This window comes from Caulobacter sp. AVps16, from assembly GCF_058681455.1.
In genome coordinates this window covers 3,159,532-3,183,690 of record NZ_CM178739.1, presented here as the reverse complement: position 1 = coordinate 3,183,690, position 24,159 = coordinate 3,159,532, and the positions used below count along the sequence as shown (strand labels likewise).

Sequence of the window (24,159 nt, the reverse complement as noted above, 5' to 3'; positions counted from 1 at the left end):
CGTGCTGCTGGCGGTGATCCTGGCCGGGACCCTGCTGGCCCTGGCCGGCGTCCACCTCTACTGGGCGTTCGGCGGGCGTTGGCCGGGCCATGACGAGGCCTCGCTGGTTGAGCATGTGGTCGGCCGCACGGCCGGTATGCGCGCTCCGGGACCTCTGGCCTGTGTGGCCGTCGCGGCCGCCCTGGCGGCCGGCAGCCTGCTGGCCCTGGGGGCCGTTGCCCCGCCTTCACCCCTGTCCACCTGGCTCTGGTTCGCGCGATGGCCCCTCGTCGTCGTTTTCGGTCTGCGGGGACTGGCAACCTATGTGCCGGCGGTCTTCCGCTATGCCGAGGGAACGCCCTTTGCCCGCCTTAATCGCCGCGCCTATGGCCCGCTTTGCCTGGCCATCGCCCTAGGGCTGCTGACCCTTCAACTGTAACGTTCCGTACACAGAAAAAATCAAGGGAGAGAACGACATGGCCGACCGCATCACCTCGGGCTTCAGCCCCTATACCCCGGCCCGCGACGTGGTCGCCGGCCATGACCTGACCGGCAAGGTCGCCATCGTCACCGGCGCTGCCACCGGCATAGGGGTCGAGACCGCCCGTGCCCTGGCCGAAGCCGGCGCGGAGGTCGTCATCGCCGTCCGCAAGCCTGATCTGGCAGAGGCCGCCGTCGCCGAGGTCAACAAGACGGCCAAGGGTGCGAAGGCCTCCTGGTCGATGCTGGACCTCTCGAGCTTCAAATCTATCCGGGCCTTCGCCGAGCGCTGGGGCGACAAGCCGCTGAACATCCTGATCAACAATGCCGGCGTCATGGCCAGCCCCCTGACCTATACCGAGGACGGGCTGGAGATGCAGGTCGGCACCAACCATTTCGGCCACTTCCTGCTGTCGGTGCTGCTGGCCCCGAACCTGATCGCCGGTGCCAAGCATTCGGGCAAGAGCTCGCGACTGGTCTCTCTGTCCTCGATCGGCCACCGCCGGGCGGGCTTCAATTTTGATGACCCGCACTACAAGACCCGCGCCTATGACAAGTGGGAAAGCTACGGCCATGCCAAGACGGCCAACGCCCTGTTCGCGGTCGGCTTCAACAAGCGCTTCAGGGATCAGGGCGTGTTCGCCAACGCCGTGATGCCGGGCGGGATCATGACCCCGCTGCAGCGCCACCTGCCGATCGAGGAGCAGATCGCCCTGGGCTGGATCGACGAGCACGGCAAGGTTCGCGACGGCTTCAAGACGACGGAGGAGGGCGCCTCGACCAGCGTCTGGGCCGCCGTCGGCGACGAGCTGGAAGGGATCGGGGGGCTCTATCTGGAGGATCTCGCCCAGGCAGAGCCCTGGACCAAGGAAAAACCCTGGGCCGGCGTCCTGCCTCATGCCCTGGATCCAGAAGCTGCCGACCGCCTTTGGGCCCTGTCGGTGGAAACCACGGGAGCCGGGGCCTGATGGAGAGCCGCCCCGTCCTGCGGTTGGCCGCTGTAGCCACCCTTGTCGGGGCGGCCATCGATATCCTTGCGCCTTTCGTGATCTATCCGCGGCTGGCGGAGCCCTGGCCGCATCTGGTCTATGTGATCATCGACGTCCTGCTGCTCTTTGGCATTCTGGCCGTGCGCTCCGTGAGCGGACGGTCTGCCGGGCCCCTGGCCCTAGTCGGCTTTGGGCTGGCCCTGCTGGGCCTGATGCTGGTGCGGACCTCGTCGGCCGCCATCTTCGGCGAGGCGTCCTACATGATCGCTTCCAGCGTCTGGTCGATCGGCATGGTGGTCTGGAGCGTCGATCTGCTGCGCGCCAGGGGGCCATTCCGCATCGCCGCCGGCCTGTGGATCGCCGCCCTCGTCATCGGCCTTGCCGGCCTTGTCCTGAAGGACCACGGTCCCGTCGCACATGTAGCCAAGATGGCCTTCATTCTCGGCTTCGTAGCCGCCGCCGTCGATCTGCTCAAAGCCCGTGGAGAACCCCAATGAGCCTCAAGAACAAGACCCTGTTCATCACCGGTGCCTCGCGCGGCATCGGTCTGGCCATTGCCCTGCGCGCCGCCCGCGACGGAGCCAATATCGTCATCGCCGCGAAGACGGCGGAGGCCCATCCCAAGCTGCCGGGCACCATCTATTCGGCCGCCGCCGAGATCGAGGCGGCCGGCGGCAAGGCCCTGCCCCTGGTCGTCGACGTGCGCGAGGAGGCCAGCGTTTATGAGGCTGTCGAGAAGGCCGTGGCCCGGTTCGGCGGTATCGATATCTGCGTCAACAACGCCTCGGCCATCTCAATCACCGGCACCCTGTCGACCGAGATGAAGCGCTATGACCTGATGCACCAGGTCAATGGCCGCGGGACCTTCCTGACCTCCAAGGCCTGTATTCCGCACCTGAAGAAGGCGGAGAACCCGCACGTCCTGATGCTGTCGCCGCCCCTGGACATGAAGCCCCGCTGGTTCGCGCCGCACGTCGCCTATTCGATGGCCAAGTACAATATGAGCCTGTGCGTTCTGGGCATGGCCGAGGAGTTCCGCAGCGACGGCATCGCCTTCAATGCCCTGTGGCCGAGAACCGGTATCGCCACCGCCGCCATCCAGTTCGCCCTGACCGGCGAGGAGGGGCTGCGCCACTGCCGGACGCCGGAGATCATGGCCGACGCCGCCCACGCGGTCTTCGGCAAACCGTCGCGCGAGTTCTCCGGCAATTTCCTGATCGACGACAGTTTCCTGTTCGAGCAGGGCGTCACCGACTTTACCCCCTATGCCGTCGATCCGGCCGCCACGCTTATGCCGGACTTTTTCGTGCCGGAAGACAGCGTGCCGCCGCCGGGGGTCAAGATCGGCTAGCGCTTCTTCTTCCGCGAAGCCACTTCCAGCGACCTGCGGGCCCAGTCGACCAGCAGGTCGCTGTCGTCCAGCGCCTCCACCGGCGCGGACCAGTAGGCCATCGGCTTGCCCTCGCCGATGGGATCAAAGGCCTGGGAACCCGCCGCTTCGAAATCGGGTTTCAGCGACTCGTCGCCCTTGAGATAGAGGGTGTCGTCGTCGATCAGGGCGAAGAACAGGCCGTTCGCATAGAGCCCGACCCCGCCGAACATCTTGCGTGAGGTCAGCACCCCCAGCGGGGCCAGTTGTTCGAGTACGAAGTCCAGATAGTCCGAAGAGACCGCCATGCCCGTTTCCATCCGCCCCGCCGTCGCCGCTGACAGCGCCCTGATCCTGCAGTTCATCCGCGATCTGGCCGAGTATGAAAAGCTGCTCGATACGGTGGAGGCTACGGAAGCCCATGTCACGGCGGCGCTGTTCGGGGACCATCCGCGCGCCTTTGCCGACATTGCCGAGCTCGACGGCGTCCCGGTGGGCTTTGCCCTGTGGTTCTACAATTTCTCGACCTTTGTCGGCCGGCACGGCATCTGGCTGGAGGATCTGTTCGTGCGGCCAGAAGCCCGGGGTGCCGGGGCCGGCAAGGCCCTGCTGGCTGGCCTGGCCCGGCGCTGCGTGGACGAGAATCTGGGCCGGCTGGAATGGTCGGTCCTGGACTGGAACGCCCCGTCGATCGCCTTCTATGACAGCCTTGGCGCGGCCGCGATGGACGAGTGGACCATCCGTCGCCTGACCGGCGAGGCCTTGAAGAGTTTGGCGGAGGCCTGAGCCTGTCGAAGGACGAGGGCAGACCCAGAGAAGGGGGCGAGCCCACTCTCGCCAGGCTCTATTCCAGCCGGTCAGCCTTGCGCAGCTCCGGGAACATCCAGGCCCACAGGCCGGTCACGCCCAGCGCGCCGATGCCGCCAAACACCACGGCGCCGACCGGGCCCAGAAACCAGGCCGCAACACCGCTTTCGGCCTCGCCCAGTTCGTTCGAGGCGCTAATGAACACCCCCGAAACGGCCGACACGCGGCCACGCATGGCGTCGGGGGTGACGATCTGGACGAGGGTCTGGCGCACATAGACACTCAGCATGTCGGCCCCGCCGAGCAGGGCCAGGGCCCCGACCGAGAGCCAGACCAGCTTGGACAGACCAAAGACCACCGTGGCGGCACCGAACACCGCCACGCCGAGGAACATGACCCGGCCGGCATGGCGACGGATCGGATTGCTGGCCAGATAGATCGCCACCAGGGTAGCCCCCACGGCCGGGGCAGCCCTTAACAGTCCAAAGCCGCCGGGTCCGATGTGCAGCACATCCTTGGCAAAGACCGGCAGCAGGGCGGTGGCCCCCCCGAGGATCACCGCGAACAGGTCGAGAGAGATCGAGCCAAAGACGATCTTGTTGTTCCAGACATAGGACAGCCCCTCGCGGATCAGCTCCAGCCGTGAGCCCTCCTGGGCCTCTGGCCGGGTGTTGGTCCGGATCATCAGGGCCAGGAGGGCCGCGACCAGATAGAGGGCAAAAGAGGCACCGAAGGCGAGCGTCGGCGAGTGGATCAGCAGCAGACCGCCCAGGGCCGGCCCGATGATCGAACCGCTCTGCCAGGACAGCGAACTCCAGGCGATGGCCCGGGGCAGCAGCGGACGGGGCACGAGCATCGGGCTCATGGCGCTGCTGGCGGGCGACAGAAAGGCCCGGCTGGCCCCGAACACCACCGATACGGCAAAGATCGGCCACAGGGCGTGTGAGCCGCTCAGGGCCAGGATCAGCAGGACAAGGGCGCTGACGGCGTCGATCGCCAGGGTGGTTGCGACGATCAGCTTGCGGGTCCGGCGATCGGCGGTTTCGCCGGCGATCAGGGTCAGGGCCAGCAGGGGCAGGAACTGGGCCAGGCCGATCATGCTGACCAGGAAGGCCGACTCGCCGACCGACCGGGTCAGGCGGGCAATGGCATAGACCTGCCAGCCCAGGGCCACTGACTGGATCTGAACCCCCAGCGTCGAGGCGAAGCGCGCCGTCCAGTAAAGGACGAAGTCACGCTCCCGCAACAGGGCGCGGGTAGAGGTGTCAGGCGGGGGCGGGTCGGCCAGGTCGGGGGCGTCGGACATCGCACTGCACCATAGAGGCGCTGGCCCGCGCCGCAACGTTATTGACCTGGCTGCGGCTTGGCCCTACAGCGCCCGCGAGTTGATGCCCTCAAAGGGCGGGAGAGGTCCGGCCATGCGCCTGCGACGAATGACGCGCGAACGCGCCACGATCTGAAGCCCTCCCGCGTTCTGGCGTCGGGAGATCCCGACGACCTTTCGCATTCCGAAGGCTGATGACCGCTCTTTCTTCAACCGCCGTCCCCCCCATCCCGATCTCCGCGCCCGTCCTCGTTCTCGAGACGCTCGCCCTGGAGACGGCTGTCACCGCCCTGATCGACCGGGTGTTTGGTCCTGGTCGTTTCGCCAAGGTTTCCGAGCGTCTGCGCGAGGGCAACCGCCTGCTGGCGGACTGTTCGTTCGTCGCCCTTCGCGAGGGGCAGCCGGTGGGCTGCGTACGCCTTTGGCCGGTGTCGGTCGGCGGTCAGGCCGTTGCCTTTCTGGGGCCCCTGGCCGTGGATCCCGGCGAGCGCAGCGTGGGTCTGGGTCAGGTACTGGTCGAGCAGGCCTGCGAGGCAGCCAGGATCGCCGGCTGGAAGGCGGTGTTGCTGGTCGGCGATGCCCCCTATTTCACCCGGGCCGGTTTTTCAGCAGCGCGGACGGCGGGCATTGCCCTGCCGGGGCCGGTCGACCAGCGCCGGGTCCTGCTCAAGGCCCTGGTCGAGGGCGGCGATGAGGGCCTGTCTGGGATGGTGACCCTCACCTGACGCCACGGACGCTTGAGTGGGGCCCAAGCATGCCCTACCTGAAGCCCATGACCGCGCAATCTTCCAAGGCCGGACTTGAGGGCGTCGCCGCCGCTGCCAGGGACGCGGGCACCCGAGGCCTGCCGCCGGTGCATCTGTGGCATCCGGCCCATTGCGGCGACATCGATATCCGTATCCGCAAGGACGGGGTGTGGTTTCACGAGGGCACCCCGATTGGCCGCGAGGCCCTGGTGCGGCTGTTCTCGACTGTCCTGAGGCTGGATCCGGACGGCTATCATCTGGTCACTCCTGCCGAAAAGATGCTGATCCAGGTCGAGGATGCGCCGTTCATCGCCGTGCGCGTCGACCGCGTGGGCGAGACCCTGCGGTTCGAGACCAATGTTGGCGACGTGGTCGAGGCGGGGCCGGACCATCTCATCCGGGTCGAGACGGATCCTGTGACCGGCGAACCGCGACCCTATCTGCATGTGCGTCGCGGCCTTGAGGCCCTGATCGCCCGGCCGGTCTTCTATGAGTTGGCCGAGATGGCCGAGCCCAGGGCTACTCCGGAGGGCGAGGTGTTCGGCGTCAGTTCGAACGGGGCCTGGTTCCCGATCGCTGCGGCCGGTTCGGTTGTCGCATGACGCCGGAGGCGCGGCGGGCCTGGATCACCAGCCGCCTTGACCCCCTCGACCGTTTTGATCCCAGCCTGGCGGACCCGGTGCGGTCGGACTTCGATCTCAATCCCGGCCTGAAGTTCGACAATCCGCACGCCCTGCGGCCTGCAGCGGTCCTGGTCGGGCTGGTCGAGCGCGAAGAGGGGCTGACGGTGCTGCTGACCCGTCGCGCCGATACCCTGCGCAGCCATACCGGCCAGATCGCCTTTCCGGGCGGTCGCTGCGATCCCGGCGAGACCCCCTGGCAAACAGCCCTGCGCGAGGCGCAGGAAGAGGTCGGCCTGGATCCCGGCTTTGTCAGCCTGGCGGGCCTGTTGCAGGGCTACCAGACGGTGACCGGCTTTCATGTCACGCCGGTGGTGGGCTTCATTGACCCGACGGCCCGCTTTGTGGCCAGTCCCCACGAGGTGGCCGATGTGTTCGAGACGCCGTTCGATTTCCTGATGGACCCGGCCAACCATCAACGCCAGCATCGCGACACGCCCAGCGGAGAGCGGCGGCATTTCTACGCCATGCCCTGGAACGACCGGTTCATCTGGGGGGCCACGGCCGGGATGTTGCGGTCGCTGCATGACCGACTTCACGATGAATCCACAGAACAAACCGTGGGCTAGGGTGGATCGCCCGTAGCGGCCGTCACGCTTCCTGCCTAACAATGTCGCTCCTGCTCTTTGGGGGGGGGGGCGTGCGACGTGCGTAGGAGTTGATCGCTTGAATACGGAATCGATAGGCATAGCGCCCTGGATGGCGCTGCCGGAAACCCGGGCTGTCATTGCGGCCCTGGAAGATCGCGGCTTCGTCGGCTGCGCGCGATTCGTGGGCGGCTGCGTGCGCAACACCCTGATGGGCAAGCCCATCGACGATATCGACATCGCCACCACCCTGACCCCCGACCAGGTCATCGACGCCCTGGCCCATGCCGGGCTGCGGGCGATCCCGACCGGGGTGGACCATGGCACCGTCACCGCCATTTCGGGCGGCAAGCCCTACGAAATCACGACCCTGCGCCGCGATGTCAGCACGGACGGCCGCCGGGCGACGGTGGCCTTCAGCCAGGATTGGGGCCAGGACGCCGAGCGCCGCGATTTCCGCTTCAACGCCCTTTATGTCGATCCCGAAGGCCGGCTCTATGATCCGACCGGAGAGGGCGTGAGGGACGCGCGCGAGGGGCGGGTGGTATTCGTGGGCGATCCCATGACCCGGATCCGCGAGGACTATCTGCGCATCCTGCGCTTTTTCCGCTTCCAGGCCTGGTACGGCAAGGTCGAGCCCGACCAGAAGGCCCTGGCCGCCTGCAAGGCGCTCAAGGGCATGGTCTCGGGCCGCGCCGCCGAGCGCACCCAGAAGGAGCTGATGAAGCTTCTGGCCTCAGACGATCCGCGCCCCGCCCTGCGGCTGATGGCGGCGACGGGCGTGCTGGGCTCGATCCTGCCCTTCGTGAAATCCCTGGCCCGTTTCGAAAGCCTGCTGGCGATCGAGACCGAGCAACTGTTCGAGAATGATCCGGAGCTGCGTCTGGCCGCCCTGATCCCGGATGATCCCCAGGTCGCCGAGCAGATGGCCGAGCGCCTGCGCCTACCCAACAATGTCCGCGACCGGCTGGTCGACGCGGTCGGCAAGAGCCCGCGTATCGTCAGCTGGATGAGCCCGCGCGAAGCTCGCCGTTGCGTCTATGCCCTGGGGATCCGGACCTTCTCCGACCGGATCAAGCTGGCCTGGGCCGGTTCTGGGCGACCGGTGACCTCGCCGCAATGGCGGGGGCTTCTGGCCCTGGCCGAGACCTGGACGCCGCCGCCCTTCCCCCTGTCGGGTGACGAGGTCATGCAGGCTGGCGTGCCCAAGGGGCCGCAGGTCGGCGAGGTGATGCGCGAGATCGAGATCTGGTGGATCGACCAGGATTTCATCGAGGACAAGTTCAGCGCCATCGAGCGGCTTAAGGCGGTCGCCCAGGGCATGGTCTACTGATGCGGATCGGCTTGCTGGAGACCGGCGCGCCGCCAGAGTCCCTGCAACCGGCCTTTGGCCGTTATGGCGGCATGTTCCAGACCCTGTTGGGGTCCGATCATCAGTATACGGCCTATGACGTTCAGGCGGGTCAGTTGCCCGGCGCGCCGGGCGAGCATGACGCCTATCTCATCACGGGTTCGTCGGCGGGGGTCTATGATGATCTGGCCTGGATCGCGCCGCTGATGGACTTCCTGCGCGCCGCCAAGGGCCAGGCGGCCCTCGTCGGCGTGTGCTTTGGCCACCAAGTCATGGCCCAGGCCTTCGGCGGTCAGGTGGTCAAGTCCGACAAGGGCTGGGGCGTGGGTCTGCACCGCTATGAGGTCGCCCGGCCCCAGGCCTGGACCGATGCCCCCAGCGTGGCCATTCCCGCCTCGCACCAGGATCAGGTGGTGGTCCTGCCGCCCGCGACGACGGTAATCGGCGGCAGTCCTTTCACGCCCTATGGCCTGCTGTCCTATGACGATGCCCCGGCGATCTCGATGCAGTTTCATCCCGAGTTCGACCCGGCCTATGCGGCGGCCCTGATCGAGGCCCGGCGCGGCAGTCGCTACAGCGACGAGCAGGCCGACGCCGCCCTCGCCACCCTGCAGGCCCCCAATGACCGACTACGGGTCGGCGGCTGGATCCGGTCCTTTCTGCGGCAGGCATCGGGCGACCAGGCCTGACTCCCTGGCGTGTGTGTCTGGCACAATACAATTCAACATTGAGATGATGCCCGGTTTGGGATAACGTGGGTCTGTCAACAACCCTGATCGGGTGGCCGCGATGGACTCGCTGGATCTGATGCTGGCTCTTGTCACCGCGACAGGGGCCCTTGGCCTGACGGCGATGAGCCTGGTCGACGCCCTGAAGACCCTGCCCTGGGGTGGCGTGTCCTGGATCGGCTTTCCCTTTCTGACCCGGGTGATTGATCCCCTGAAGGCCCCCCTGGCCGCGGCGATGGGGGAAGACTGGCGCAAGATTATCCTGGCCCACTGGATCAACGGGCGTCCGCGCAGCGAGCAGATCGGCGTGATCCGGTCGATGATCCGTCTGGGGCTCAATGCGGAAACAGCCCCAGAACTGGCACGTTTCGGTGGCGTCGGCGCGGCCGAGCTGACGTTCGTGGCGGAGAAACTCAGGACGGGTCAGGATCTGGAACAGGCTGACGTCAATCTGATCGGCCGGCTCGAAGCCTCGATCGAGGCCCGTCTGGACGGGGCCTTTGACCGTGCCGAACAGGCCTATCGCAACTGGTCACGGCTGCTGGCCGGGGTTGTGGCGGTGATCCTGGCGGTGGTGGTCCAGAAGATCATGGCCGACTCTGGATTGCCCAGGGGCGACCTAGGACCATTCGTGGACTCAGACAGGGCGGTCTGGGCGGCCGTCGTGGTGGGCCTGCTGGCCGTGCCGGTCGCACCGATCGCCAAGGATCTGGTTTCGGCGCTGACCGCCGCCTCCAAGGCCCTGCAGACCGCCCGCCGCCTTTGACCGGTCGGCCCTCATGACCCTCTATCTGAACCTTCGACAGGGCGCGCTCGGCTACGGGTTGCGAGAGGTTCCCGATCCCCTGGCGGGGGATGGCCTGGTCGCCAGGCCGACCCTGAAGCGCCTTGAGCACTGGGATTTCGCTGCCCGTCTGGACAACAGATCGGTCGTGTTTGCGGTTCACGGCTTCAATGTCTCCTATGACCGTGGCCTGCGCTCGGTCGCGCGGCTTGAAGCGGCGCTCAAGCCCCTACTGCCGGCGGATTTCGTGGTCGTCGGGGTGCTGTGGCCGGGCGACTTTCTGATCCCGGCGATCAACTATCCCGGCGAATGGCGCGATGCGGTCGAGGGCGGGCGGCATCTGGCGCTCTATGCCGACACCTGGTTGCGAGGGGCGCGGGACCTCCACTTTCTGTCCCATAGCCTGGGCGGCCGTCTGGCGCTGGAGGCGACCGCCAGGCTGGGTCGCAAGGCGGGGCAGGTTTGCCTGACCGCGCCGGCCACCGACGACGACTGTCTGGAAAGTCCCTATGACGCCAGTGTCCGCAATGCCCGGGGCCTTAACTATCTGGCCTCAAAGCGGGACATGGTTCTGAAGGCCGCCTATCGCATCGGGGACTGGGCCGGCGATCTGTTCTTCGGCGATGACGATGCGGCGACGCGCGGCGCGCTGGGCTGGCACGGGGCCCGCTGGCCGCGCACCGACCAGCCTGGGGTCCAGGGCGAGCAGATCGCCAAGGCCGACAACTATGGCCACGGCTCCTATTTTCCGCCGGGCAAGCCGGGCGAGGCCATCAGCCTGCAGCAGTCCCGCGTCGCGACCTATGTCGCGCAGTTTCTGCGAGGCGGCCCGGCGCGATGGTGAAGGATCCGCCTAGGGCCACTTCACCGACGGCGGCATGGAACTGAGGATTGATTCGACATTGCCGCCGGTCTTCAGGCCAAACATCGTGCCGCGATCATAGAGCAGGTTGAACTCCACATAGCGCCCGCGCTGCACCAGCTGCTGCTCGCGCTCATCGGCCGTCCAGGCCTCGCCCATGCGACGGCGCACCAGTTCCGGATAGACCTCGAGGAAGGCCCTGCCGACGTCCTGGGTGAAGGCAAAGTCCCGCGACCAATCGCCGCTGTCATGGTGGTCGTAAAAAATCCCGCCGATGCCGCGCGGCTCATTGCGGTGAGGCAGAAAGAAATACTCGTCGCACCAGGCCTTGTACTTGGCATGCCAGTCGGGGTGGTGCGCGTCGCAGGCGCGCTGATAGGCAGCGTGGAAGTCGATGGCGTCGGGAAAGTCCTGTTGACGCTGATAGCCGAGCAGGGGCGTCAGGTCGCCGCCGCCGCCGAACCAGCTCCTGGTCGTGGCGATGAAGCGCGTGTTCATGTGCACGGCCGGCACACGCGGATTGGTCATGTGGGCGATCAGGCTGATGCCGGTGGCGAAGAATCGCGGGTCCTCGTCAGCGCCCGGCATGTTCTTGGCCATTTCCGGCGTGAAGGTGCCAAACACCGTCGAGCAGTGGACGCCGACCTTCTCGAACAGTCGGCCGTGCATCATCGACATCACGCCGCCACCACCCGCAGCGCGGTCCCAGGGCTTGCGCTCGAACCGGCCCGGCTGGCCCGGATAGAGATCGGCCGGGGCCTCGTCCTCCAGGCGCTCGAATTCCGTGCAGATCTGGTCGCGCAGGGTTTCAAACCAGGCGCGGGCGCGAGCCTTCTTGTCGTCGAGATCGGAAACGTCGGTCATGACAGCCGCTTAAGGGCTCGGCGCGCGCGGTGCAAATCCGGGCTTCTGCGTAGGACCATCAGGGCCGGTAAAAGCCGTCGGTCTGTCGCAGGGCCTCGCCCAGCGCCATGGCGGCGGTCGTCGCGAGATTCATCGATCGGGCAACGGGTTGCAGCGGGATCACCAGCCGACCCTGGGCTGCAGCATGAACCTCATCCGGGGCCCCGCGACTTTCATTGCCGAACAGCAGGGTATCGCCCGACTGAAACTCAAATTGATGAAAGGGGACCGCGCCCCGCGTCGTGAACAGCAGCAAGCGGCCCTCGGCGCGTTCGGGGGCGGCAAGAAAATTGTCCCAGCTCAAATGGCGCTGCATATGGGCCAAAGGGCCGTAATCCAGGGCCGCCCGCTTCAGGCTTTTGTCATCCAAGGGGAAACTGCACGGCTCGATGACGTCCAGACCGACCCCAAAACAGGCGGAGAGACGAATCGCAGCCCCAAGGTTTTGCGGAATGCCTGGTTGAAAAAGCGCGAGACGCATTCTAAGCGAACCACCACAAGGTTAGCAGGGACATTGCTGCGAATCGAAAGGGCTTGCGGACTCACGCCGCGCGTCCGATAGGACGATCCAACCGTCGTCTTGTGACGGAGATCCGTTCGCGGGTCGAGAAAGATACGGCGCCGAAAGGCGCATCTCCTGGCCGGCCGGCCCTCCCGGCGCGGCGGAATCGAAGGGTGACTTAAGGTGGCCGACACCGCCGTGGGCGCAACGACCGAGCCGGAACATGGGGCTGATCCCAGCCGGCGCGACTTCATTTACATCGCGACGATCGCGGCTGCCGCGGGCGCCGGGGCATCGCTTGTTTGGCCGTTCGTCGATCAGATGAACCCGTCAGCCGATACGCTGGCCTTGGCCTCGACCGAATTCGACCTGACCAAGGTCGCGGACGGGCAGCAGGTGACGCTGAAATGGCGCGGCAAGCCGTTGTTCGTGCGAAACCGCACGAAGGCCGAGATCGCTGCGGCGGTTAAGGACGACACGGCGGCCCTGAAGGATCCGCAGACCGACGCGGAGCGGGTCAAGCCGGGCAAGGCCCAGTGGCTGGTCCTGATCGGCAGCTGTACGCACCTGGGTTGCGTGCCGACCTTCGGCGGCGGCGACTATGGTGGGTGGTTCTGCCCCTGCCACGGTTCGCACTACGACACCTCGGGCCGGATCCGTAAGGGTCCCGCTCCGAAGAACCTGGCGGTTCCGGAGTACGCCTTCCTGTCCGACACCAAGGTCAAGATCGGTTAAGCGAGATGAGCGGACATTCGACCTATGAACCGAAGACCGGTTTCGAGCGTTGGCTCGACGCCCGCCTTCCGATCGTGCGCCTCGGCTACGACAGCTTCGTCGACTACCCGACGCCGCGTAACCTGAACTACTGGTGGACCTTCGGCGGCATTCTGTCGCTGTGCCTGGCCTCGCAGTTGATCACCGGCATCATCCTGGTGATGCACTACACGCCCAGCGCCGATCACGCCTTCGCGTCGGTCGAGCACATCATGCGTGACGTGAACTACGGCTGGCTGATCCGCTACATGCACTCCAACGGGGCGTCGATGTTCTTCATCGCCGTCTACATCCACATGTTCCGTGGCCTCTATTACGGGTCGTACAAGGCCCCCCGCGAAGTGCTGTGGATCCTGGGCTGCGTGATCTACCTGCTGATGATGGCTACCGCCTTCATGGGCTACGTCCTGCCCTGGGGTCAGATGTCCTTCCATGGCGCGGTCGTGATCACCAACCTGTTCGGTGCCCTGCCGATCGTCGGCGAGAGCATCACCACCTGGCTGTGGGGCGGCTTCGCCGTCGACAACGCCACGCTGAACCGCTTCTTCTCTCTGCACTATCTGCTGCCCTTCATGATCGCGGGCGTCGTGATCCTGCACATCTGGGCCCTGCACGTGGTCGGCCAGAACAACCCGACCGGCGTCGAGCCCAAGTCGAAGGCCGATACCCTGCCCTTCACGCCCTATGCGACGGTGAAGGACGGCTTCGCGATGAGCGTCTTCCTGATCCTCTTCGCCTTCTTCGTCTTCTACATGCCCAACGCCCTGGGCCACGCCGACAACTACATCCCGGCCAACCCGCTTGTGACGCCGTCGCACATCGTTCCGGAATGGTACTTCCTGCCGTTCTACGCGATCCTGCGCGCCGTGCCGGACAAGCTGATGGGCGTGCTGGCCATGTTCGGCGCCATCGGCTGCCTGTTCGCCCTGCCTTGGCTGGACACCTCCAAGGTGCGTTCGATGCGCTACCGTCCGACGGCTCAGATGTACTTCGTGATCTTCGTGGTCGCCTGCATCATCCTGGGCTTCTGCGGTGCCAAGCTGCCCGACGATCAGGTCATCCCGCACGTGACGACGTTCAAGTTCATCGATGCGGACCTGAACAGCTTCGTGTGGCTGAGCCGGATCGCGACGCTGTACTACTTCGGCTTCTTCCTGGTGATCCTGCCGATCCTGGGTCTGAAGGAAACGCCTCTGCCGGTGCCGGACTCGATCGCTTCCCCGGCGCTGTCGCCTGCTGAGAAGGGCTGAACCCGATGCTGCGCAAACTCTCCATCATCGCAGCCGTCGCGGGTCTGATGGTTGGCGGCCAGGCCCTGGCGGCCGGTCACCCCCACAAGCCCAAGGACGTCGCCTGGTCCTTCGAAGGTCCGTTCGGCAAGTTCGATCAGGCCCAGCTGCAACGCGGCTACAAGGTCTATCGGGAGGTCTGCTCGGCCTGTCACTCGATGACCCTGGTCAGCTTCCGCAACCTCGGCGACAAGGGCGGCCCGTTCTATAGCGCCGAGTACAAGAACTCGAACGACAACCCGTGGGTCAAGGCGATCGCCAAGGACTACGAGGTCGCCGACATCGATTCGGAAACCGGTGATGCGATCAAGCGTCCGGCCACCAGCGCCGACCGCTTCCCCGCACCGTTCGCCAACGAGCCGGCCGCTCGCGCCAACAACGGCGGTGCCCTGCCGCCGGACATGTCGCTGCTGGCCAAGGCCCGCACCGGCGGTCCGGACTACATCTACTCACTGCTGACCGGCTATCATGAGCCGCCGGCCGGCCTGAAGGTTGGCCCAGGCCAGCACTACAACCCCTACATGCCTGGCGATCTGACCGCCGCCTGGTCAGGCCCGCATGACAAGGTTCCGGCCGGTGGCTTCATCGCCATGGCTGCGCCCCTGAAGGACGGCCTGGTCACCTTTGACGACGGCACCAAGTCGACGGTCGACCAGCAGGCCAAGGACGTCTCGGCCTTCCTGATGTGGGCCGCCGAGCCCAAGCTGGAAGAGCGCAAGAAGATGGGCTTCGTGGTCATCCTCTATCTGCTGCTGTTCTCGGGCCTGCTCTATGCGAGCTACCGCAAGGTCTGGAAGAACGAGTCGCACTGACCGTTCTGAACGATCGACAAGATCAGGGCCTGGCGGAAACGCCGGGCCCTTTTTCTTTGGCTGCCCGTCTGGCTGGAAGAAGCCACAGGTGGCCGCCCTGGGCGTCAAGACGCAGGCGATAGGCCGACAGCAACTGGACGCCCACCGCCCCGACCACGCCCTCTGGCAGGTCGCCGGCCACGACGGCTTTCAGGTGCTGGCGAAGGGTTCCGTTCAGCGACAGGCCGGCCAGCCGCCCGGCCGGCTTCTGCCGGGGGGCGTCGGCTTCACCCCGCGCCCGCACGCCGCCGTTCGAGGCGGTGTCGAGGGCAAAGGCCCCGGTCAGGCTGGTGAAGCCGTCCGAGGCCGTGGCCCGCACCGTCGCCACCCCGCCGACGACGGTCACCGCCAAGGGCGCTGCTCCGGGGGTAAGGGCCGCGTCCCGCGCCTCGAGGCTCAGGCGGCAGGGCGCGAAGTCGAGGCTGACCACATAGCGATCGAGGACATCGGCTCCGATTACCCCGACAATGGGGGCGATGAAGCCGACACTGCGATAGTCGAGATCCCGAACGACGATCGGAACCGCATCGAGCCTCTGGCCGGCCAGTTTGACCGGCAGGGTCAGGTCCGTCTGGGCATAGCCGCTCATCTGGGCCTTGGTGTCGTGCAGCAGGGTCTGGGGGGCCGAGAGGTCGATGACGAAGTCGCCGGCCATGTCGGCCAGGGCGGCGGGGGCGACGACGGCCCCGTTCTCGAACCAACAGGCCGTTTCGCCGGCCAGGGCCGGGCCAGCCGCCGCGAGCGACAGGCAACCAATCAGCAGGGATGAGCGGCGGCGCATGGGCGCGATCCTAGCCAAGCCGGGCGGCGAGGGCGACAGGGACGAAGGCCTCTTAGCCCTGGGTCTGCCCGTTTGCCCGATCTCTAGACCTCACCCCGGCTCCCGCCGCCCCGCTGGAACAGCTGCAGCGTTCGCAGCATGGCCAGCCGCGCGCTGTCAGCGTGATGGCCGTTGGGGGCGACAAAGGCATGGCCGGCCTCATAGAGCCAGACCGGGAGGTCGGGATGGGCGGTCCCGATCGCCTCGACATCGGCCAGGGGAATCATCGGATCGGTCTTGCCGAAATGCAGGGCGGTCGGAACCTTCGGCGTTTCGCCGACATATTGCAGGATGTCGCCGCCATAGAAGCTGGAGACCGCCGACAGGCCCTCCACCCGGGACGCCGCGAGCCAGGCGGTGGTGCCACCGAAGCAGAAGCCCATGGCGAAGACCGGTCCCTGCAGGGCGTCGACACAGGCCTGGACGCGCGGCAGGGTGGTCAGGCCCCAATCGGTGGCGCGACCCATCGCCATGCGCTGGTCAAGGATCGCCGGCTCAGTATTGGCTTGAGGGAAGGGCGCATCGGCCGGGTCGAACAGAGCCGGGGCCAGGACCTCATAGCCCTGGTCGGCGAGGCTGTCGGACAGTTCGCGGATATGGGGGGTGACGCCCCAGATGGCATGCAGGATGACCAGTCCGCCCCGGCGGGCGTCCTGATGCGGGGCGTGCCAGGCGGTGAAGGGCTTGCCCTCACGCGTAGACAGGGCCATCGCCGTGCCCATGCTCAGGCGGCGCCGTGAGCCAGGAACAGGTCCAGGGTGCGACGGCGGGCCAGCTGCGCGTCGGTGAGGTCAGACTCCGGCCGGCCGTCATTGTTGAAGCCGTGGCCGCTGGCCTCGTAGATGTGGACCGGAACCTCCGGATGGGCGGCGGCGATCGCGGCCTGCACCTCATCGGCGGGGATGTGCCCGTCCTTGCGACCCAGATGGACTATGACGGGGCAGGAGAGGGCAAACTTGGCCATGCCCGCCACCTGGCCGCCATAATAGCTGGCGGCGGCCGAGAGGCCCTTGCAGCGGGCCGCTGCCAGCCAGGCCATGGTGCCCCCATAGCAATAGCCGACCACGAAGACTGGCCCGCGCGGGGCCAGGAAATCGATACAGGCCTGGACATCGCCCATGGCGTTCTCGGGTCCGTTGGCCTTGGCATAGCGGACGCCGGCCTCGAACCCGGCCGGATCATGGTCGGCGACGAAGCCCTGTTCCTGGCGGTCGAACATCGAGGGGGCCACGACCTCGAAGCCCAGCTCAGACCAGCGGGCCACATCCTCATGGACATAGCGATCCAGGCCGAAGATCTCCTGGATCACGATGACCCCGCCCCTGCGCGGTCCCCGGGCCGGCGCATGGGCCGCCGAGAAGGCGAAGCCGTCATGGCCGGCGGTCAGGGTGAGGTTGTGGTCGGTCATGGGGTGTTGCCTCGCCGCTTCAGGGCTTCAGGGCTTCAGGGCTTCAGCGCGCAGACGGCCGCGCCGGTGGCCTTGGCCCGGGCGCAGGACATGGCCTGCAGGGGGGCCTTGGAGCGGGGCTGGGGGGCGTCGATGATATAGCCGGACCCGCCATTGCAGAGCACCTCATAGCGCGAGATCGGCGGATCACCGCCGCCGCCCAGATAGGTGGCATTGATGGGCTTGCAGGTCAGGCCGGCCTTGCTGGCCAAGGTCGCCACGCCGGCGAGGGAGCCCCTGTTGGCGGCCAGGTGGCAGGTCGCCAGCTTGCCCTTGGCGGCTTTTTCCGAAGCGGCCAGGGCCAGACAGTCATAGGCGTTGACCGTGTCGCCGCTCTTGGAGACGATCCAGCCGAAGTCGTCCTTGCAGGCGACTTCATAGCTGACCGTGCGCTTGCCGCCCTTGATGCTGTCCTTGACGACGCCCGCCGTGGTCTGGTCGCAGGTCACGCCGGCCTCGGCGGTCAGTTCGCGCGCCGCCTTCTGTTGCAGGGGGTTGCCCGGTTCAAGCGCCTTGCCGCCCTCATTGGCCGCCTGATAGCGGCCCATGGTGTAGGCCGGAGTCACCTCGCGGGGGCCGGTGACATTGGCCGATGGCGCGCCGTAATTGCCGGTACCACCGGCCGCCTGGGCCAGGGCGCTGCCGGCGACCATGGCGAAGGCGAGGGAAAGGATCAGTCTTTTCATGTTTCGGCCCCTGAACTGAGGGGCGGAGAATGGCGCCGCAGCCTGACGCCGTCGAGCCCCGGAAATGATGCTTTCCGGGGCCCGATCAGGACGATCAGACGTTGAAGCGGAAGTGCATGACGTCGCCGTCCTTGACGACATAGTCCTTGCCTTCGGCGCGCATCTTGCCGGCTTCCTTGGCACCGTTCTCGCCGCCCAGCTTGACGAAGTCGTCAAAGGCGATGGTTTCGGCGCGGATATAGCCCTTCTCGAAGTCGGTATGGATGACGCCGGCCGCCTGCGGGCCGGTGTCGCCGACATGGATGGTCCAGGCGCGGGCTTCCTTGGGGCCGACCGTGAAATAGGTCTGCAGGTTCAGCAGCTTGTAGGCCTCGCGGATCAGGCGGTTCAGGCCCGGCTCTTCCAGGCCGAGGGTTTCCAGGAACTCGGTCCGCTCTTCGGAGTCGAGCAGCGCGATTTCACTCTCGATCTGAGCCGAGATGACCACGCTCTTGGCATTGTCCTTGGCGGCGCGTTCGGCGACCAGACCACTGTACTTGTTGCCCTTGTCGGCGCTGGCCTCATCGACATTGCAGACATAGAGGGCCGGCAGCGAGGTCAGAAGCTGCAGCATGTGCCACGCCTTCTCATCGTCGGCATCGATCTTGGCGGCGCGGGCCGGGCGGCCTTCGCGCAGCAGGGCCAGGGCGATATTGGCCAGGCGCAGGGTGTTGGCGCTTTCCTTGTCGGCACCGACCTTGGCGCGCTTTTCGAGGGCGGGCACCCGCTTTTCGAGGCTTTCCAGGTCGGCCAGCATCAGCTCCATCTCGATGATCTCGAGATCGCTGATCGGGTCGATACGGCCCTCGACGTGGACGATGTCGCCGTCTTCAAAGCAGCGGGCCACGAAGGCCACGGCGTCGCAGTCGCGGATATTGGCCAGGAACTGGTTGCCCAGGCCCTCACCCTTGGACGCGCCGCGCACCAGGCCGGCGATGTCGACGAAGGTGATGCGGGCCGGGATGATTTCCTTGGAGCCGGCGATCTTGGCCAGGGCGTCGAGGCGCGGCTCGGGCACTGCGACTTCGCCGGTATTGGGCTCGATCGTGCAGAACGGATAGTTGGCGGCCTGGGCCGACGCCGTCTGGGTCAGGGCGTTGAACAGGGTGGACTTGCCGACATTGGGCAGGCCGACGATGGCGACTTTAAGGGCCATGGATCTCTCGTGAATTTCGTTGGCCGCGACCTAGCACGGATGATCGGCAAGGCGAAGGGCAGGGACTTGCACCATCTGTAACCGCATCCGATATCAAAGGCGGAAAAGGAGCCGACTGATGAGCCTTCGACCCGTGGTGAAGATCGTGAAGGGCGTCCCCGCCTCGGATGGAGACGGCGTGCGCCTGACCCGAATGCTGGGCACGGCCGAGGCCCAGATGTTCGACCCGTTCCTGATGCTGGACTGTTTCGACAACGACCAGGCGTCCGACTATATGGGCGGCTTTCCCGACCATCCGCATCGCGGCTTTGAGACCGTGACCTACATGCTGGAAGGCCGGATGCGTCACCGCGACAATACCGGCCGCGAGGGCGTAATCGGGCCTGGCGGCATCCAGTGGATGCGGGCCGGCCGCGGCATCGTCCATTCCGAAATGCCCGAGCAGTCTGAAGGCCGCATGCGCGGCTTCCAGCTGTGGGTGAACCTGCCGGCGAAGCTGAAGATGAGCGCGCCCGGCTATTCGGAGTTCGAGAGCGAGGCCATCCCGGTCGAGGCACGCGATGGCGGGGTTACGGTCAAGGTGATCTCGGGCGTCACGGAAGCGGGCACGGCCGGACCCATCGGCGGCGGCGCGGTCGACGCGCTCTATTTCGACATCGTCCTGCCGGCCGGAAGCCGCTTCGAGGAGCCTGTGGGCGCTGACCGCAATGCCATGCTGGCGGTCTATGAGGGTCAGGTTCGCGTGGCGGGTGGCAAGATCGACGCCCTGTCGGGGGTGTTCCTGGGGCGGGGCGACACGGTCCTGGTCGAGGCCGTCACCGACGCCCGCGTGCTGTTACTTGCCGGCCGTCCGATCGGCGAGCCGGTGTTCTGGCACGGACCGTTCGTGATGAACTCGCGGGACGAGATCGTGCAGGCCTTTGAGGATTTCCAGAGCGGCAAATTCTAGCCGCAGATCGGTCCTGCCCGGCATGAGCCGTGGCCCAGGGATCACGATGGTGAGACGGAGTCTGCGTCAGATCCGGACAAGGTAGAGAACTGTCGCAGCTTCTGCTTAGGGTGATTAGCGGACTCGACGTCCTCGTGATAAGACCCCCGCCCCCCTCTCGCAGGCGTTCACACTGCCAGAGGCTACAGGCGTTAGGAGAAGGCCAAATGAGCAGGGTGCTGGTTATCGGTGCTGGCGGTGTTGGTTCGGTTGCCGTCCACAAGATGGCGATGAATACGGACGTGTTCTCGCACATCACGCTGGCGAGCCGAACGAAGTCGAAATGCGACGCCATCGCGCAATCCGTCAAACAGCGCACGGGCGTGACCATCGACACGGCCGCCATCGACGCCGATGACGTGGTGGCGACCACGGCCCTGATCCAGGCGGTCAAGCCCGCCCTGGTGGTCAATCTGGCCCTGCCCTATCAGGACCTCAACATCATGGACGCCTGTCTGGCGGCCGGGGTGAACTATCTCGACACGGCCAATTACGAGCCGCGCGACGAGGCCAAGTTCGAATACAAGTGGCAGTGGGCCTATCAGGACCGCTTCAAGGACGCCGGCCTGATGGCCCTGCTGGGCAGCGGTTTCGACCCGGGCGTGACCTCGGTCTTCACCACCTATACCAAGAAGCACCTGCTGGACCGGATCGATACGCTCGACATTCTGGACTGCAATGGCGGCGACACCGGCCTGCCCTTTGCCACCAACTTCAATCCCGAGATCAATCTGCGCGAAGTGACCGCCCCGTCGCGGCACTGGGAAGGCGGCCAGTGGGTCGAGGGCCCGGCCCTGAGCCACAAGCAGGTGTTCGACTTCGAGCAGGTCGGCCCGAAGAACATGTACCTGATGTACCACGAAGAACTTGAGTCCCTCGTGAAGTTCTATCCGGAGATCCAGCGCATCCGCTTCTGGATGACCTTCGGCGACAGCTATCTCAAGCACCTGGACGTGCTGGGCAATATCGGCATGACCAGCATCGAGCCGATGATGTTCCAGGGCCGGGAGATCATCCCGATCGAGTTCCTGAAGGCCCTGCTGCCCGAGCCGTCCTCGCTGGGCCCGATCACCAAGGGCAAGACCAATATCGGCACGATCGCGACCGGTGAGAAGGACGGCAAGGCCCGTACCGTCTACATCAACAACATCTGCGACCACGAAGAAGCCTATGCCGAGACCAACAACCAGGCGGTCAGCTACACCACGGGCGTTCCGGCCATGATCGGCGCGGCCCTGATGCTGACTGGCCAGTGGAAGGGCGCGGGCGTGTTCAACATGGAGCAGCTGGATCCCGATCCGTTCATGGACATGCTGAACAAGCATGGCCTGCCCTGGAAGGTGCAGGACCTGGACGCGCCCCTGGCCTTCTGATCGATCCGCAGATGGAAACCAAGGCCGCCGGCCCCGGCGCATTCGCCCGCTTTGACCTGTATCGCGTCCCGTCGCCCTGTTTCGTGGTCGACGAGGTCGCGGTGCGGCGCAATCTCGCCATGCTCAAGGCCGTCGGTGACGGGTCCGGAGCCAGGGTCCTGCTGGCCCTGAAGGCGTTTTCGATGTGGTCGCTGGCCGATGTGGTCGGCGACTATCTCGACGGTGTCTGCGCATCTGGCCTGTGGGAAGCACGGCTGGCCCGCGAGTTCTACAAGGGGCACCTGACCACCTATTCGCCGGCCTACAAGGCCGAGGACCTGCCCGAGATCCTGCGGCTGTCCGACTCGGTGATCTTCAATGCGCCCGCCCAGATCGCCCGCTTTTCCGACCTGATCGCGGCGGCGCGGGCGGCGGGCGAGGTCTTCGATATCGGTCTGCGTCTCAATCCTGAGCACAGCGAAGCCGAGGTCGCCAAATATGATCCCTGCCAGAGGGGATCGCGCCTGGGCTTTCCGGTCTCGCAGCTGCGGCCCGAGCATCTCGACGGCGTCGACGGCCTGCACATCCATGCCCTGTGCGAGCAGGACTTCGCGCCGCTGCAACGGATCTGGCAATCGGTGGAGCCCCGGCTGGCCGGGATGCTGGGCCAGCTGAAATGGCTGAACCTGGGCGGCGGCCACCATGTCACCCGGGCCGACTACCAGACCGCCGACCTGATCGCCTTCCTGGCCGACATCGGCCAGCGCCATGGGCTTCAGGTCTATATCGAGCCGGGCGAGGCTATTGCGCTCGATGCCGGTATCCTGGTGGGCGAGATCCTCGACACCTTTGACAACAGCGTGCCCGTGGCCATCACAGACATCTCGGCCACTTGCCACATGCCCGATGTCATCGAGGCGCCCTATCGGCCCGCGATGCTGGGCGAGGTCGAGGGCGGGGTGATCCTGCGCATCGGCGGGCCCTCGTGCCTGGCGGGCGACATTATCGGCGATTACGGCTTCGCCACCCGGCCGGTCCCGGGAACGCGCATCGCCTTCCTCGACCAGGCGCACTATTCGATGGTCAAGACCAACACCTTCAACGGCGTGCCCCTGCCGGCCATCGCCCTGTGGAACAGCGACAGCGACGCCCTGAAGCTGGTGCGCCAGTTCGACTATCCCGAGTTCCGCGACCGGCTGTCCTGAGGTTCAGTCCTCGGACTTGGCCGGCTTCTTGGGGTCGGACTTGGGGGAGGGCGCCAGGCGCATGATCTCGGCCTGGTAGCGCTCGTCGTCCCCCGCTGCAGCAAAGGGCAGGGCGTCGCAGATCGCGTCCAGCAGCGGGTTCAGCCACTGGTGCTCGACCTTGTGGAAGTCGCCCAGCACATAGTGCATGACCATGGCCTTGTCGCCCGGATGGCCCACGCCGATGCGGCCGCGCCGGAAGGCGTCGCCGACCTGGCTGGTGATCGAGCGGATGCCATTATTGCCCGCCGCCCCGCCACCGGCCTTCATGCGAAAGCGGCCCGGGGCCATGTCGATCTCGTCGTGGAAGACGATTACGTCCGCCGGCGTCAGCTTGAAGAACTTCATTGCCTCGCCCACGGCGCGGCCGCTCTCATTGTAGTAGGTCTTGGGCTTGAGCAGCAGCAGCTTGATTGGGCCGTTCGGCGTCGAGACCGAGCCTTCGCAAGCCAGGCCCTGAAAGCGCGCGCGCCAGGGTCCGGTGCCCCAGCGCCGGGCCAGGGCGTCGACCGCCATGAACCCGACATTGTGCCGGTTCTTTTCGTACTTGGCCTCGGGATTGCCGAGACCGGCCAGGATCAGCATGGCTTCAATCCAAGGGGGAGCGGAAACGAAAAACGGGCGGGCTTTGTAAGCCCGCCCGTCTCGATATCAGATCGGCGATCCGACCAAAGGCGACTGGCCTCAGGCGGTGGTGTCGCCTTCGCTCGATTGCGACGCGGCCGAGGCCTTGACGTTGGCGATCACGAAGTCGCGGTCTTGGGCAGGCTTCACGCCTTCCGGCAGCTTCACTTCCGAGATGCGGATGACGTCGCCGATGTCGTGGCCGGCCAGATCGATGACCAGTTCTTCGGGGATCTTGTCGGCCGGGCAGGCCAGCTCGACGGTGTGACGGATGACTTCAAGCGTGCCGCCCTTCTTCAGGCCGACCGAGGTTTCGTGGTTCTTGAAGTGAACCGGAACTTCGATCTTGATCAGCTGGTGCTCGTCGACGCGGTACAGGTCGAAGTGGACCGGCTCGTCGGTGACGGCGTGGAATTGCACGGCCTTGGCGATGACCGACTGCTTCTCTTCGCCGTACTGCAGGGTGACCAGGTGGCCGAGCAGCTTGCCGGTGTAGAGCGCCTTGCGGAATTCGTTGCCCTTGACCGCGATGTTCACGGGAGCCTTGCCGCCGCCGTACAGGACGCCGGGGACCTTGCCGTTGCGGCGGGTTTCGCGAGCGCCGCCGGTGCCGGCGCGGTCGCGGAGTTCAACGTTCAGAATGATCTCAGCCATGATGGTCTCTCTGGAGAGCCCCTGCTCTCGAAATGTGAAGCCGCCGCACAGGACTGGATTGCCCCGCTCGGTCGACGTTTTTTGGGTCGCGCTACATACACAGAAGGGCCGGGCGATGCAACGCCCGGCCCTTCAAACTCTTGA

Annotated in this window: 29 protein-coding genes and 1 pseudogene; 19 read left to right on the top strand and 11 right to left on the bottom strand. The window is 66.1% G+C overall.

Translation table 11 applies throughout. From position 1 onward, the window contains the following. The first annotated feature begins 1 nt into the window (after position 1). The 4 genes from ACW17U_RS15245 to ACW17U_RS15230 are packed head-to-tail and all read left to right on the top strand — an operon-like array spanning position 2 to position 2,799. The gene (locus tag ACW17U_RS15245) at positions 2-418 is read left to right on the top strand and encodes a DUF3995 domain-containing protein (RefSeq protein WP_492053549.1); all 417 of its coding nucleotides are present in this window, start codon (positions 2-4) and stop codon (positions 416-418) included. Positions 419-455: 37 nt separating this feature from the next. Beyond that, positions 456-1,427 carry an SDR family NAD(P)-dependent oxidoreductase gene (locus ACW17U_RS15240; protein WP_492053547.1) on the top strand — a complete coding sequence of 324 codons (972 nt, stop codon included), beginning with the start codon at positions 456-458 and terminating at the stop codon, positions 1,425-1,427. Further along, positions 1,427-1,945 carry a hypothetical protein gene (locus ACW17U_RS15235; RefSeq protein WP_492053545.1) on the top strand — a complete coding sequence of 173 codons (519 nt, stop codon included), beginning with the start codon at positions 1,427-1,429 and terminating at the stop codon, positions 1,943-1,945. Before ACW17U_RS15240 ends, ACW17U_RS15235 begins: the two co-directional genes overlap by 1 nt. After that, positions 1,942-2,799 (top strand): SDR family oxidoreductase, encoded by an 858-nt coding sequence (locus ACW17U_RS15230; RefSeq protein ID WP_492053544.1) that lies wholly within the window; start codon positions 1,942-1,944, stop codon positions 2,797-2,799. The genes ACW17U_RS15235 and ACW17U_RS15230 overlap by 4 nt, the downstream gene beginning before the upstream one ends. On the opposite strand, the gene ACW17U_RS15225 is transcribed toward ACW17U_RS15230, so the two are convergent. Next, on the bottom strand, positions 2,796-3,125 hold the full coding sequence (locus ACW17U_RS15225) for a TfoX/Sxy family protein (RefSeq protein WP_084745696.1): 330 nt from the start codon (positions 3,123-3,125) through the stop codon (positions 2,796-2,798). The two genes, ACW17U_RS15230 and ACW17U_RS15225, sit on opposite strands and share 4 nt — an antisense overlap. On the opposite strand from ACW17U_RS15225, the gene ACW17U_RS15220 reads away from it, so the two are divergent. After that, a complete protein-coding gene (locus ACW17U_RS15220; RefSeq protein WP_062143379.1) occupies positions 3,124-3,603 on the top strand; it encodes a GNAT family N-acetyltransferase in 480 nt (159 codons plus the stop codon). The genes ACW17U_RS15225 and ACW17U_RS15220 overlap by 2 nt on opposite strands. 58 nt (positions 3,604-3,661) lie before the next feature. On the opposite strand, the gene ACW17U_RS15215 is transcribed toward ACW17U_RS15220, so the two are convergent. Beyond that, positions 3,662-4,930 (bottom strand): MFS transporter, encoded by a 1,269-nt coding sequence (locus ACW17U_RS15215; protein ID WP_492053542.1) that lies wholly within the window; start codon positions 4,928-4,930, stop codon positions 3,662-3,664. 112 nt (positions 4,931-5,042) lie between these two features. Between ACW17U_RS15215 and ACW17U_RS15210 the strand changes: the two are divergent. The 8 genes and pseudogenes from ACW17U_RS15210 to ACW17U_RS15175 all read left to right on the top strand — a co-directional run bounded on the left by ACW17U_RS15210 (position 5,043) and on the right by ACW17U_RS15175 (position 10,668). Then, positions 5,043-5,084: pseudogene (locus tag ACW17U_RS15210) on the top strand (hypothetical protein). Between the two features lie 58 nt (positions 5,085-5,142). Then, positions 5,143-5,673 carry a GNAT family N-acetyltransferase gene (locus ACW17U_RS15205; protein ID WP_062143386.1) on the top strand — a complete coding sequence of 177 codons (531 nt, stop codon included), beginning with the start codon at positions 5,143-5,145 and terminating at the stop codon, positions 5,671-5,673. 47 nt (positions 5,674-5,720) lie between these two features. Further along, positions 5,721-6,296 (top strand): DUF1285 domain-containing protein, encoded by a 576-nt coding sequence (locus tag ACW17U_RS15200; RefSeq protein ID WP_492055749.1) that lies wholly within the window; start codon positions 5,721-5,723, stop codon positions 6,294-6,296. Next, positions 6,293-6,943: a CoA pyrophosphatase gene (locus ACW17U_RS15195; protein ID WP_062143390.1), complete on the top strand. Its 651-nt coding sequence runs from the start codon at positions 6,293-6,295 to the stop codon at positions 6,941-6,943. Before ACW17U_RS15200 ends, ACW17U_RS15195 begins: the two co-directional genes overlap by 4 nt. Before the next feature lie 97 nt (positions 6,944-7,040). Then, positions 7,041-8,294, top strand: coding sequence for a CCA tRNA nucleotidyltransferase (locus ACW17U_RS15190; protein WP_166504112.1), 1,254 nt, complete (start codon positions 7,041-7,043; stop codon positions 8,292-8,294). Continuing rightward, positions 8,294-9,001 carry a glutamine amidotransferase-related protein gene (locus tag ACW17U_RS15185; protein WP_492053539.1) on the top strand — a complete coding sequence of 236 codons (708 nt, stop codon included), beginning with the start codon at positions 8,294-8,296 and terminating at the stop codon, positions 8,999-9,001. Before ACW17U_RS15190 ends, ACW17U_RS15185 begins: the two co-directional genes overlap by 1 nt. Positions 9,002-9,101: 100 nt before the next feature. After that, positions 9,102-9,806 carry a hypothetical protein gene (locus ACW17U_RS15180; RefSeq protein ID WP_492053537.1) on the top strand — a complete coding sequence of 235 codons (705 nt, stop codon included), beginning with the start codon at positions 9,102-9,104 and terminating at the stop codon, positions 9,804-9,806. 13 nt (positions 9,807-9,819) lie between these two features. Beyond that, a complete protein-coding gene (locus ACW17U_RS15175) occupies positions 9,820-10,668 on the top strand; it encodes an alpha/beta hydrolase (RefSeq protein WP_492053535.1) in 849 nt (282 codons plus the stop codon). 9 nt (positions 10,669-10,677) lie between these two features. Here the strand turns inward: ACW17U_RS15175 and hemF are convergent, their stop codons facing one another. Beyond that, positions 10,678-11,550, bottom strand: coding sequence for an oxygen-dependent coproporphyrinogen oxidase (gene hemF / locus ACW17U_RS15170; RefSeq protein WP_062143401.1), 873 nt, complete (start codon positions 11,548-11,550; stop codon positions 10,678-10,680). 58 nt (positions 11,551-11,608) lie between these two features. Next, a complete protein-coding gene (locus ACW17U_RS15165; RefSeq protein WP_492053533.1) occupies positions 11,609-12,070 on the bottom strand; it encodes a tRNA (cytidine(34)-2'-O)-methyltransferase in 462 nt (153 codons plus the stop codon). A gap of 204 nt (positions 12,071-12,274) precedes the next feature. Between ACW17U_RS15165 and petA the strand changes: the two genes are divergently transcribed. From petA to ACW17U_RS15150, 3 genes are read left to right on the top strand one after another with little or no spacing between them, the layout of a single operon-like run. Continuing rightward, a complete protein-coding gene (petA, locus tag ACW17U_RS15160) occupies positions 12,275-12,826 on the top strand; it encodes a ubiquinol-cytochrome c reductase iron-sulfur subunit (protein WP_062143407.1) in 552 nt (183 codons plus the stop codon). A 5-nt stretch (positions 12,827-12,831) separates the two neighbouring features. After that, on the top strand, positions 12,832-14,115 hold the full coding sequence (locus ACW17U_RS15155) for a cytochrome b (protein ID WP_062143410.1): 1,284 nt from the start codon (positions 12,832-12,834) through the stop codon (positions 14,113-14,115). Positions 14,116-14,120: 5 nt separating this feature from the next. After that, positions 14,121-14,966 (top strand): cytochrome c1, encoded by an 846-nt coding sequence (locus ACW17U_RS15150; protein ID WP_062143413.1) that lies wholly within the window; start codon positions 14,121-14,123, stop codon positions 14,964-14,966. A 22-nt stretch (positions 14,967-14,988) separates the two neighbouring features. Here ACW17U_RS15150 and ACW17U_RS15145 read toward each other — a convergent pair whose 3' ends face one another. The 5 genes from ACW17U_RS15145 to ychF all read right to left on the bottom strand — a co-directional run bounded on the left by ACW17U_RS15145 (position 14,989) and on the right by ychF (position 19,153). Then, positions 14,989-15,786, bottom strand: a complete 798-nt coding sequence (locus ACW17U_RS15145; protein ID WP_492053530.1) for a hypothetical protein — start codon at positions 15,784-15,786, stop codon at positions 14,989-14,991. Between the two features lie 83 nt (positions 15,787-15,869). Further along, positions 15,870-16,547, bottom strand: coding sequence for a dienelactone hydrolase family protein (locus ACW17U_RS15140; RefSeq protein WP_492053528.1), 678 nt, complete (start codon positions 16,545-16,547; stop codon positions 15,870-15,872). Between the two features lie 2 nt (positions 16,548-16,549). Then, positions 16,550-17,233, bottom strand: coding sequence for a dienelactone hydrolase family protein (locus ACW17U_RS15135; protein ID WP_492053526.1), 684 nt, complete (start codon positions 17,231-17,233; stop codon positions 16,550-16,552). Between the two features lie 35 nt (positions 17,234-17,268). Beyond that, entirely contained in the window at positions 17,269-17,958 is a 690-nt protein-coding gene (locus ACW17U_RS15130; RefSeq protein ID WP_492053524.1) for a hypothetical protein, read from the bottom strand. A 94-nt stretch (positions 17,959-18,052) separates the two neighbouring features. Further along, entirely contained in the window at positions 18,053-19,153 is a 1,101-nt protein-coding gene (gene ychF / locus ACW17U_RS15125) for a redox-regulated ATPase YchF (protein ID WP_492053522.1), read from the bottom strand. 118 nt (positions 19,154-19,271) lie between these two features. On the opposite strand from ychF, the gene ACW17U_RS15120 reads away from it, so the two are divergent. From ACW17U_RS15120 to ACW17U_RS15110, 3 genes are all read left to right on the top strand, one after another. Continuing rightward, positions 19,272-20,102, top strand: a complete 831-nt coding sequence (locus ACW17U_RS15120; protein ID WP_492053520.1) for a pirin family protein — start codon at positions 19,272-19,274, stop codon at positions 20,100-20,102. Positions 20,103-20,308: 206 nt separating this feature from the next. Further along, the gene (locus ACW17U_RS15115; protein ID WP_492053518.1) at positions 20,309-21,514 is read left to right on the top strand and encodes a saccharopine dehydrogenase family protein; all 1,206 of its coding nucleotides are present in this window, start codon (positions 20,309-20,311) and stop codon (positions 21,512-21,514) included. A gap of 11 nt (positions 21,515-21,525) precedes the next feature. After that, the gene (locus tag ACW17U_RS15110) at positions 21,526-22,698 is read left to right on the top strand and encodes a carboxynorspermidine decarboxylase (protein WP_492053516.1); all 1,173 of its coding nucleotides are present in this window, start codon (positions 21,526-21,528) and stop codon (positions 22,696-22,698) included. 3 nt (positions 22,699-22,701) lie between these two features. On the opposite strand, the gene pth is transcribed toward ACW17U_RS15110, so the two are convergent. Further along, on the bottom strand, positions 22,702-23,322 hold the full coding sequence (gene pth, locus ACW17U_RS15105) for an aminoacyl-tRNA hydrolase (protein ID WP_492053514.1): 621 nt from the start codon (positions 23,320-23,322) through the stop codon (positions 22,702-22,704). A 99-nt stretch (positions 23,323-23,421) separates the two neighbouring features. Further along, positions 23,422-24,015: a 50S ribosomal protein L25/general stress protein Ctc gene (locus tag ACW17U_RS15100; RefSeq protein ID WP_492053512.1), complete on the bottom strand. Its 594-nt coding sequence runs from the start codon at positions 24,013-24,015 to the stop codon at positions 23,422-23,424. Positions 24,016-24,159 lie beyond the last annotated feature (144 nt).

Coding starts and splice junctions, on each gene's coding strand:
- ACW17U_RS15240 (WP_492053547.1), top strand. CDS start 456: ATGGCCGACCGCATCACCTCGGGCTTCAGCCCCTATACCCCGGCCCGC.
- ACW17U_RS15235 (WP_492053545.1), top strand. CDS start 1,427: ATGGAGAGCCGCCCCGTCCTGCGGTTGGCCGCTGTAGCCACCCTTGTC.
- ACW17U_RS15230 (WP_492053544.1), top strand. CDS start 1,942: ATGAGCCTCAAGAACAAGACCCTGTTCATCACCGGTGCCTCGCGCGGC.
- ACW17U_RS15220 (WP_062143379.1), top strand. CDS start 3,124: ATGCCCGTTTCCATCCGCCCCGCCGTCGCCGCTGACAGCGCCCTGATC.
- ACW17U_RS15225 (WP_084745696.1), bottom strand. CDS start 3,125: ATGGCGGTCTCTTCGGACTATCTGGACTTCGTACTCGAACAACTGGCC.
- ACW17U_RS15215 (WP_492053542.1), bottom strand. CDS start 4,930: ATGTCCGACGCCCCCGACCTGGCCGACCCGCCCCCGCCTGACACCTCT.
- ACW17U_RS15205 (WP_062143386.1), top strand. CDS start 5,143: ATGACCGCTCTTTCTTCAACCGCCGTCCCCCCCATCCCGATCTCCGCG.
- ACW17U_RS15200 (WP_492055749.1), top strand. CDS start 5,721: ATGACCGCGCAATCTTCCAAGGCCGGACTTGAGGGCGTCGCCGCCGCT.
- ACW17U_RS15195 (WP_062143390.1), top strand. CDS start 6,293: ATGACGCCGGAGGCGCGGCGGGCCTGGATCACCAGCCGCCTTGACCCC.
- ACW17U_RS15185 (WP_492053539.1), top strand. CDS start 8,294: ATGCGGATCGGCTTGCTGGAGACCGGCGCGCCGCCAGAGTCCCTGCAA.
- ACW17U_RS15180 (WP_492053537.1), top strand. CDS start 9,102: ATGGACTCGCTGGATCTGATGCTGGCTCTTGTCACCGCGACAGGGGCC.
- ACW17U_RS15175 (WP_492053535.1), top strand. CDS start 9,820: ATGACCCTCTATCTGAACCTTCGACAGGGCGCGCTCGGCTACGGGTTG.
- hemF (WP_062143401.1), bottom strand. CDS start 11,550: ATGACCGACGTTTCCGATCTCGACGACAAGAAGGCTCGCGCCCGCGCC.
- ACW17U_RS15165 (WP_492053533.1), bottom strand. CDS start 12,070: ATGCGTCTCGCGCTTTTTCAACCAGGCATTCCGCAAAACCTTGGGGCT.
- ACW17U_RS15155 (WP_062143410.1), top strand. CDS start 12,832: ATGAGCGGACATTCGACCTATGAACCGAAGACCGGTTTCGAGCGTTGG.
- ACW17U_RS15150 (WP_062143413.1), top strand. CDS start 14,121: ATGCTGCGCAAACTCTCCATCATCGCAGCCGTCGCGGGTCTGATGGTT.
- ACW17U_RS15145 (WP_492053530.1), bottom strand. CDS start 15,786: ATGCGCCGCCGCTCATCCCTGCTGATTGGTTGCCTGTCGCTCGCGGCG.
- ACW17U_RS15140 (WP_492053528.1), bottom strand. CDS start 16,547: ATGGGCACGGCGATGGCCCTGTCTACGCGTGAGGGCAAGCCCTTCACC.
- ACW17U_RS15135 (WP_492053526.1), bottom strand. CDS start 17,233: ATGACCGACCACAACCTCACCCTGACCGCCGGCCATGACGGCTTCGCC.
- ACW17U_RS15130 (WP_492053524.1), bottom strand. CDS start 17,958: ATGAAAAGACTGATCCTTTCCCTCGCCTTCGCCATGGTCGCCGGCAGC.
- ychF (WP_492053522.1), bottom strand. CDS start 19,153: ATGGCCCTTAAAGTCGCCATCGTCGGCCTGCCCAATGTCGGCAAGTCC.
- ACW17U_RS15120 (WP_492053520.1), top strand. CDS start 19,272: ATGAGCCTTCGACCCGTGGTGAAGATCGTGAAGGGCGTCCCCGCCTCG.
- ACW17U_RS15115 (WP_492053518.1), top strand. CDS start 20,309: ATGAGCAGGGTGCTGGTTATCGGTGCTGGCGGTGTTGGTTCGGTTGCC.
- ACW17U_RS15110 (WP_492053516.1), top strand. CDS start 21,526: ATGGAAACCAAGGCCGCCGGCCCCGGCGCATTCGCCCGCTTTGACCTG.
- pth (WP_492053514.1), bottom strand. CDS start 23,322: ATGCTGATCCTGGCCGGTCTCGGCAATCCCGAGGCCAAGTACGAAAAG.
- ACW17U_RS15100 (WP_492053512.1), bottom strand. CDS start 24,015: ATGGCTGAGATCATTCTGAACGTTGAACTCCGCGACCGCGCCGGCACC.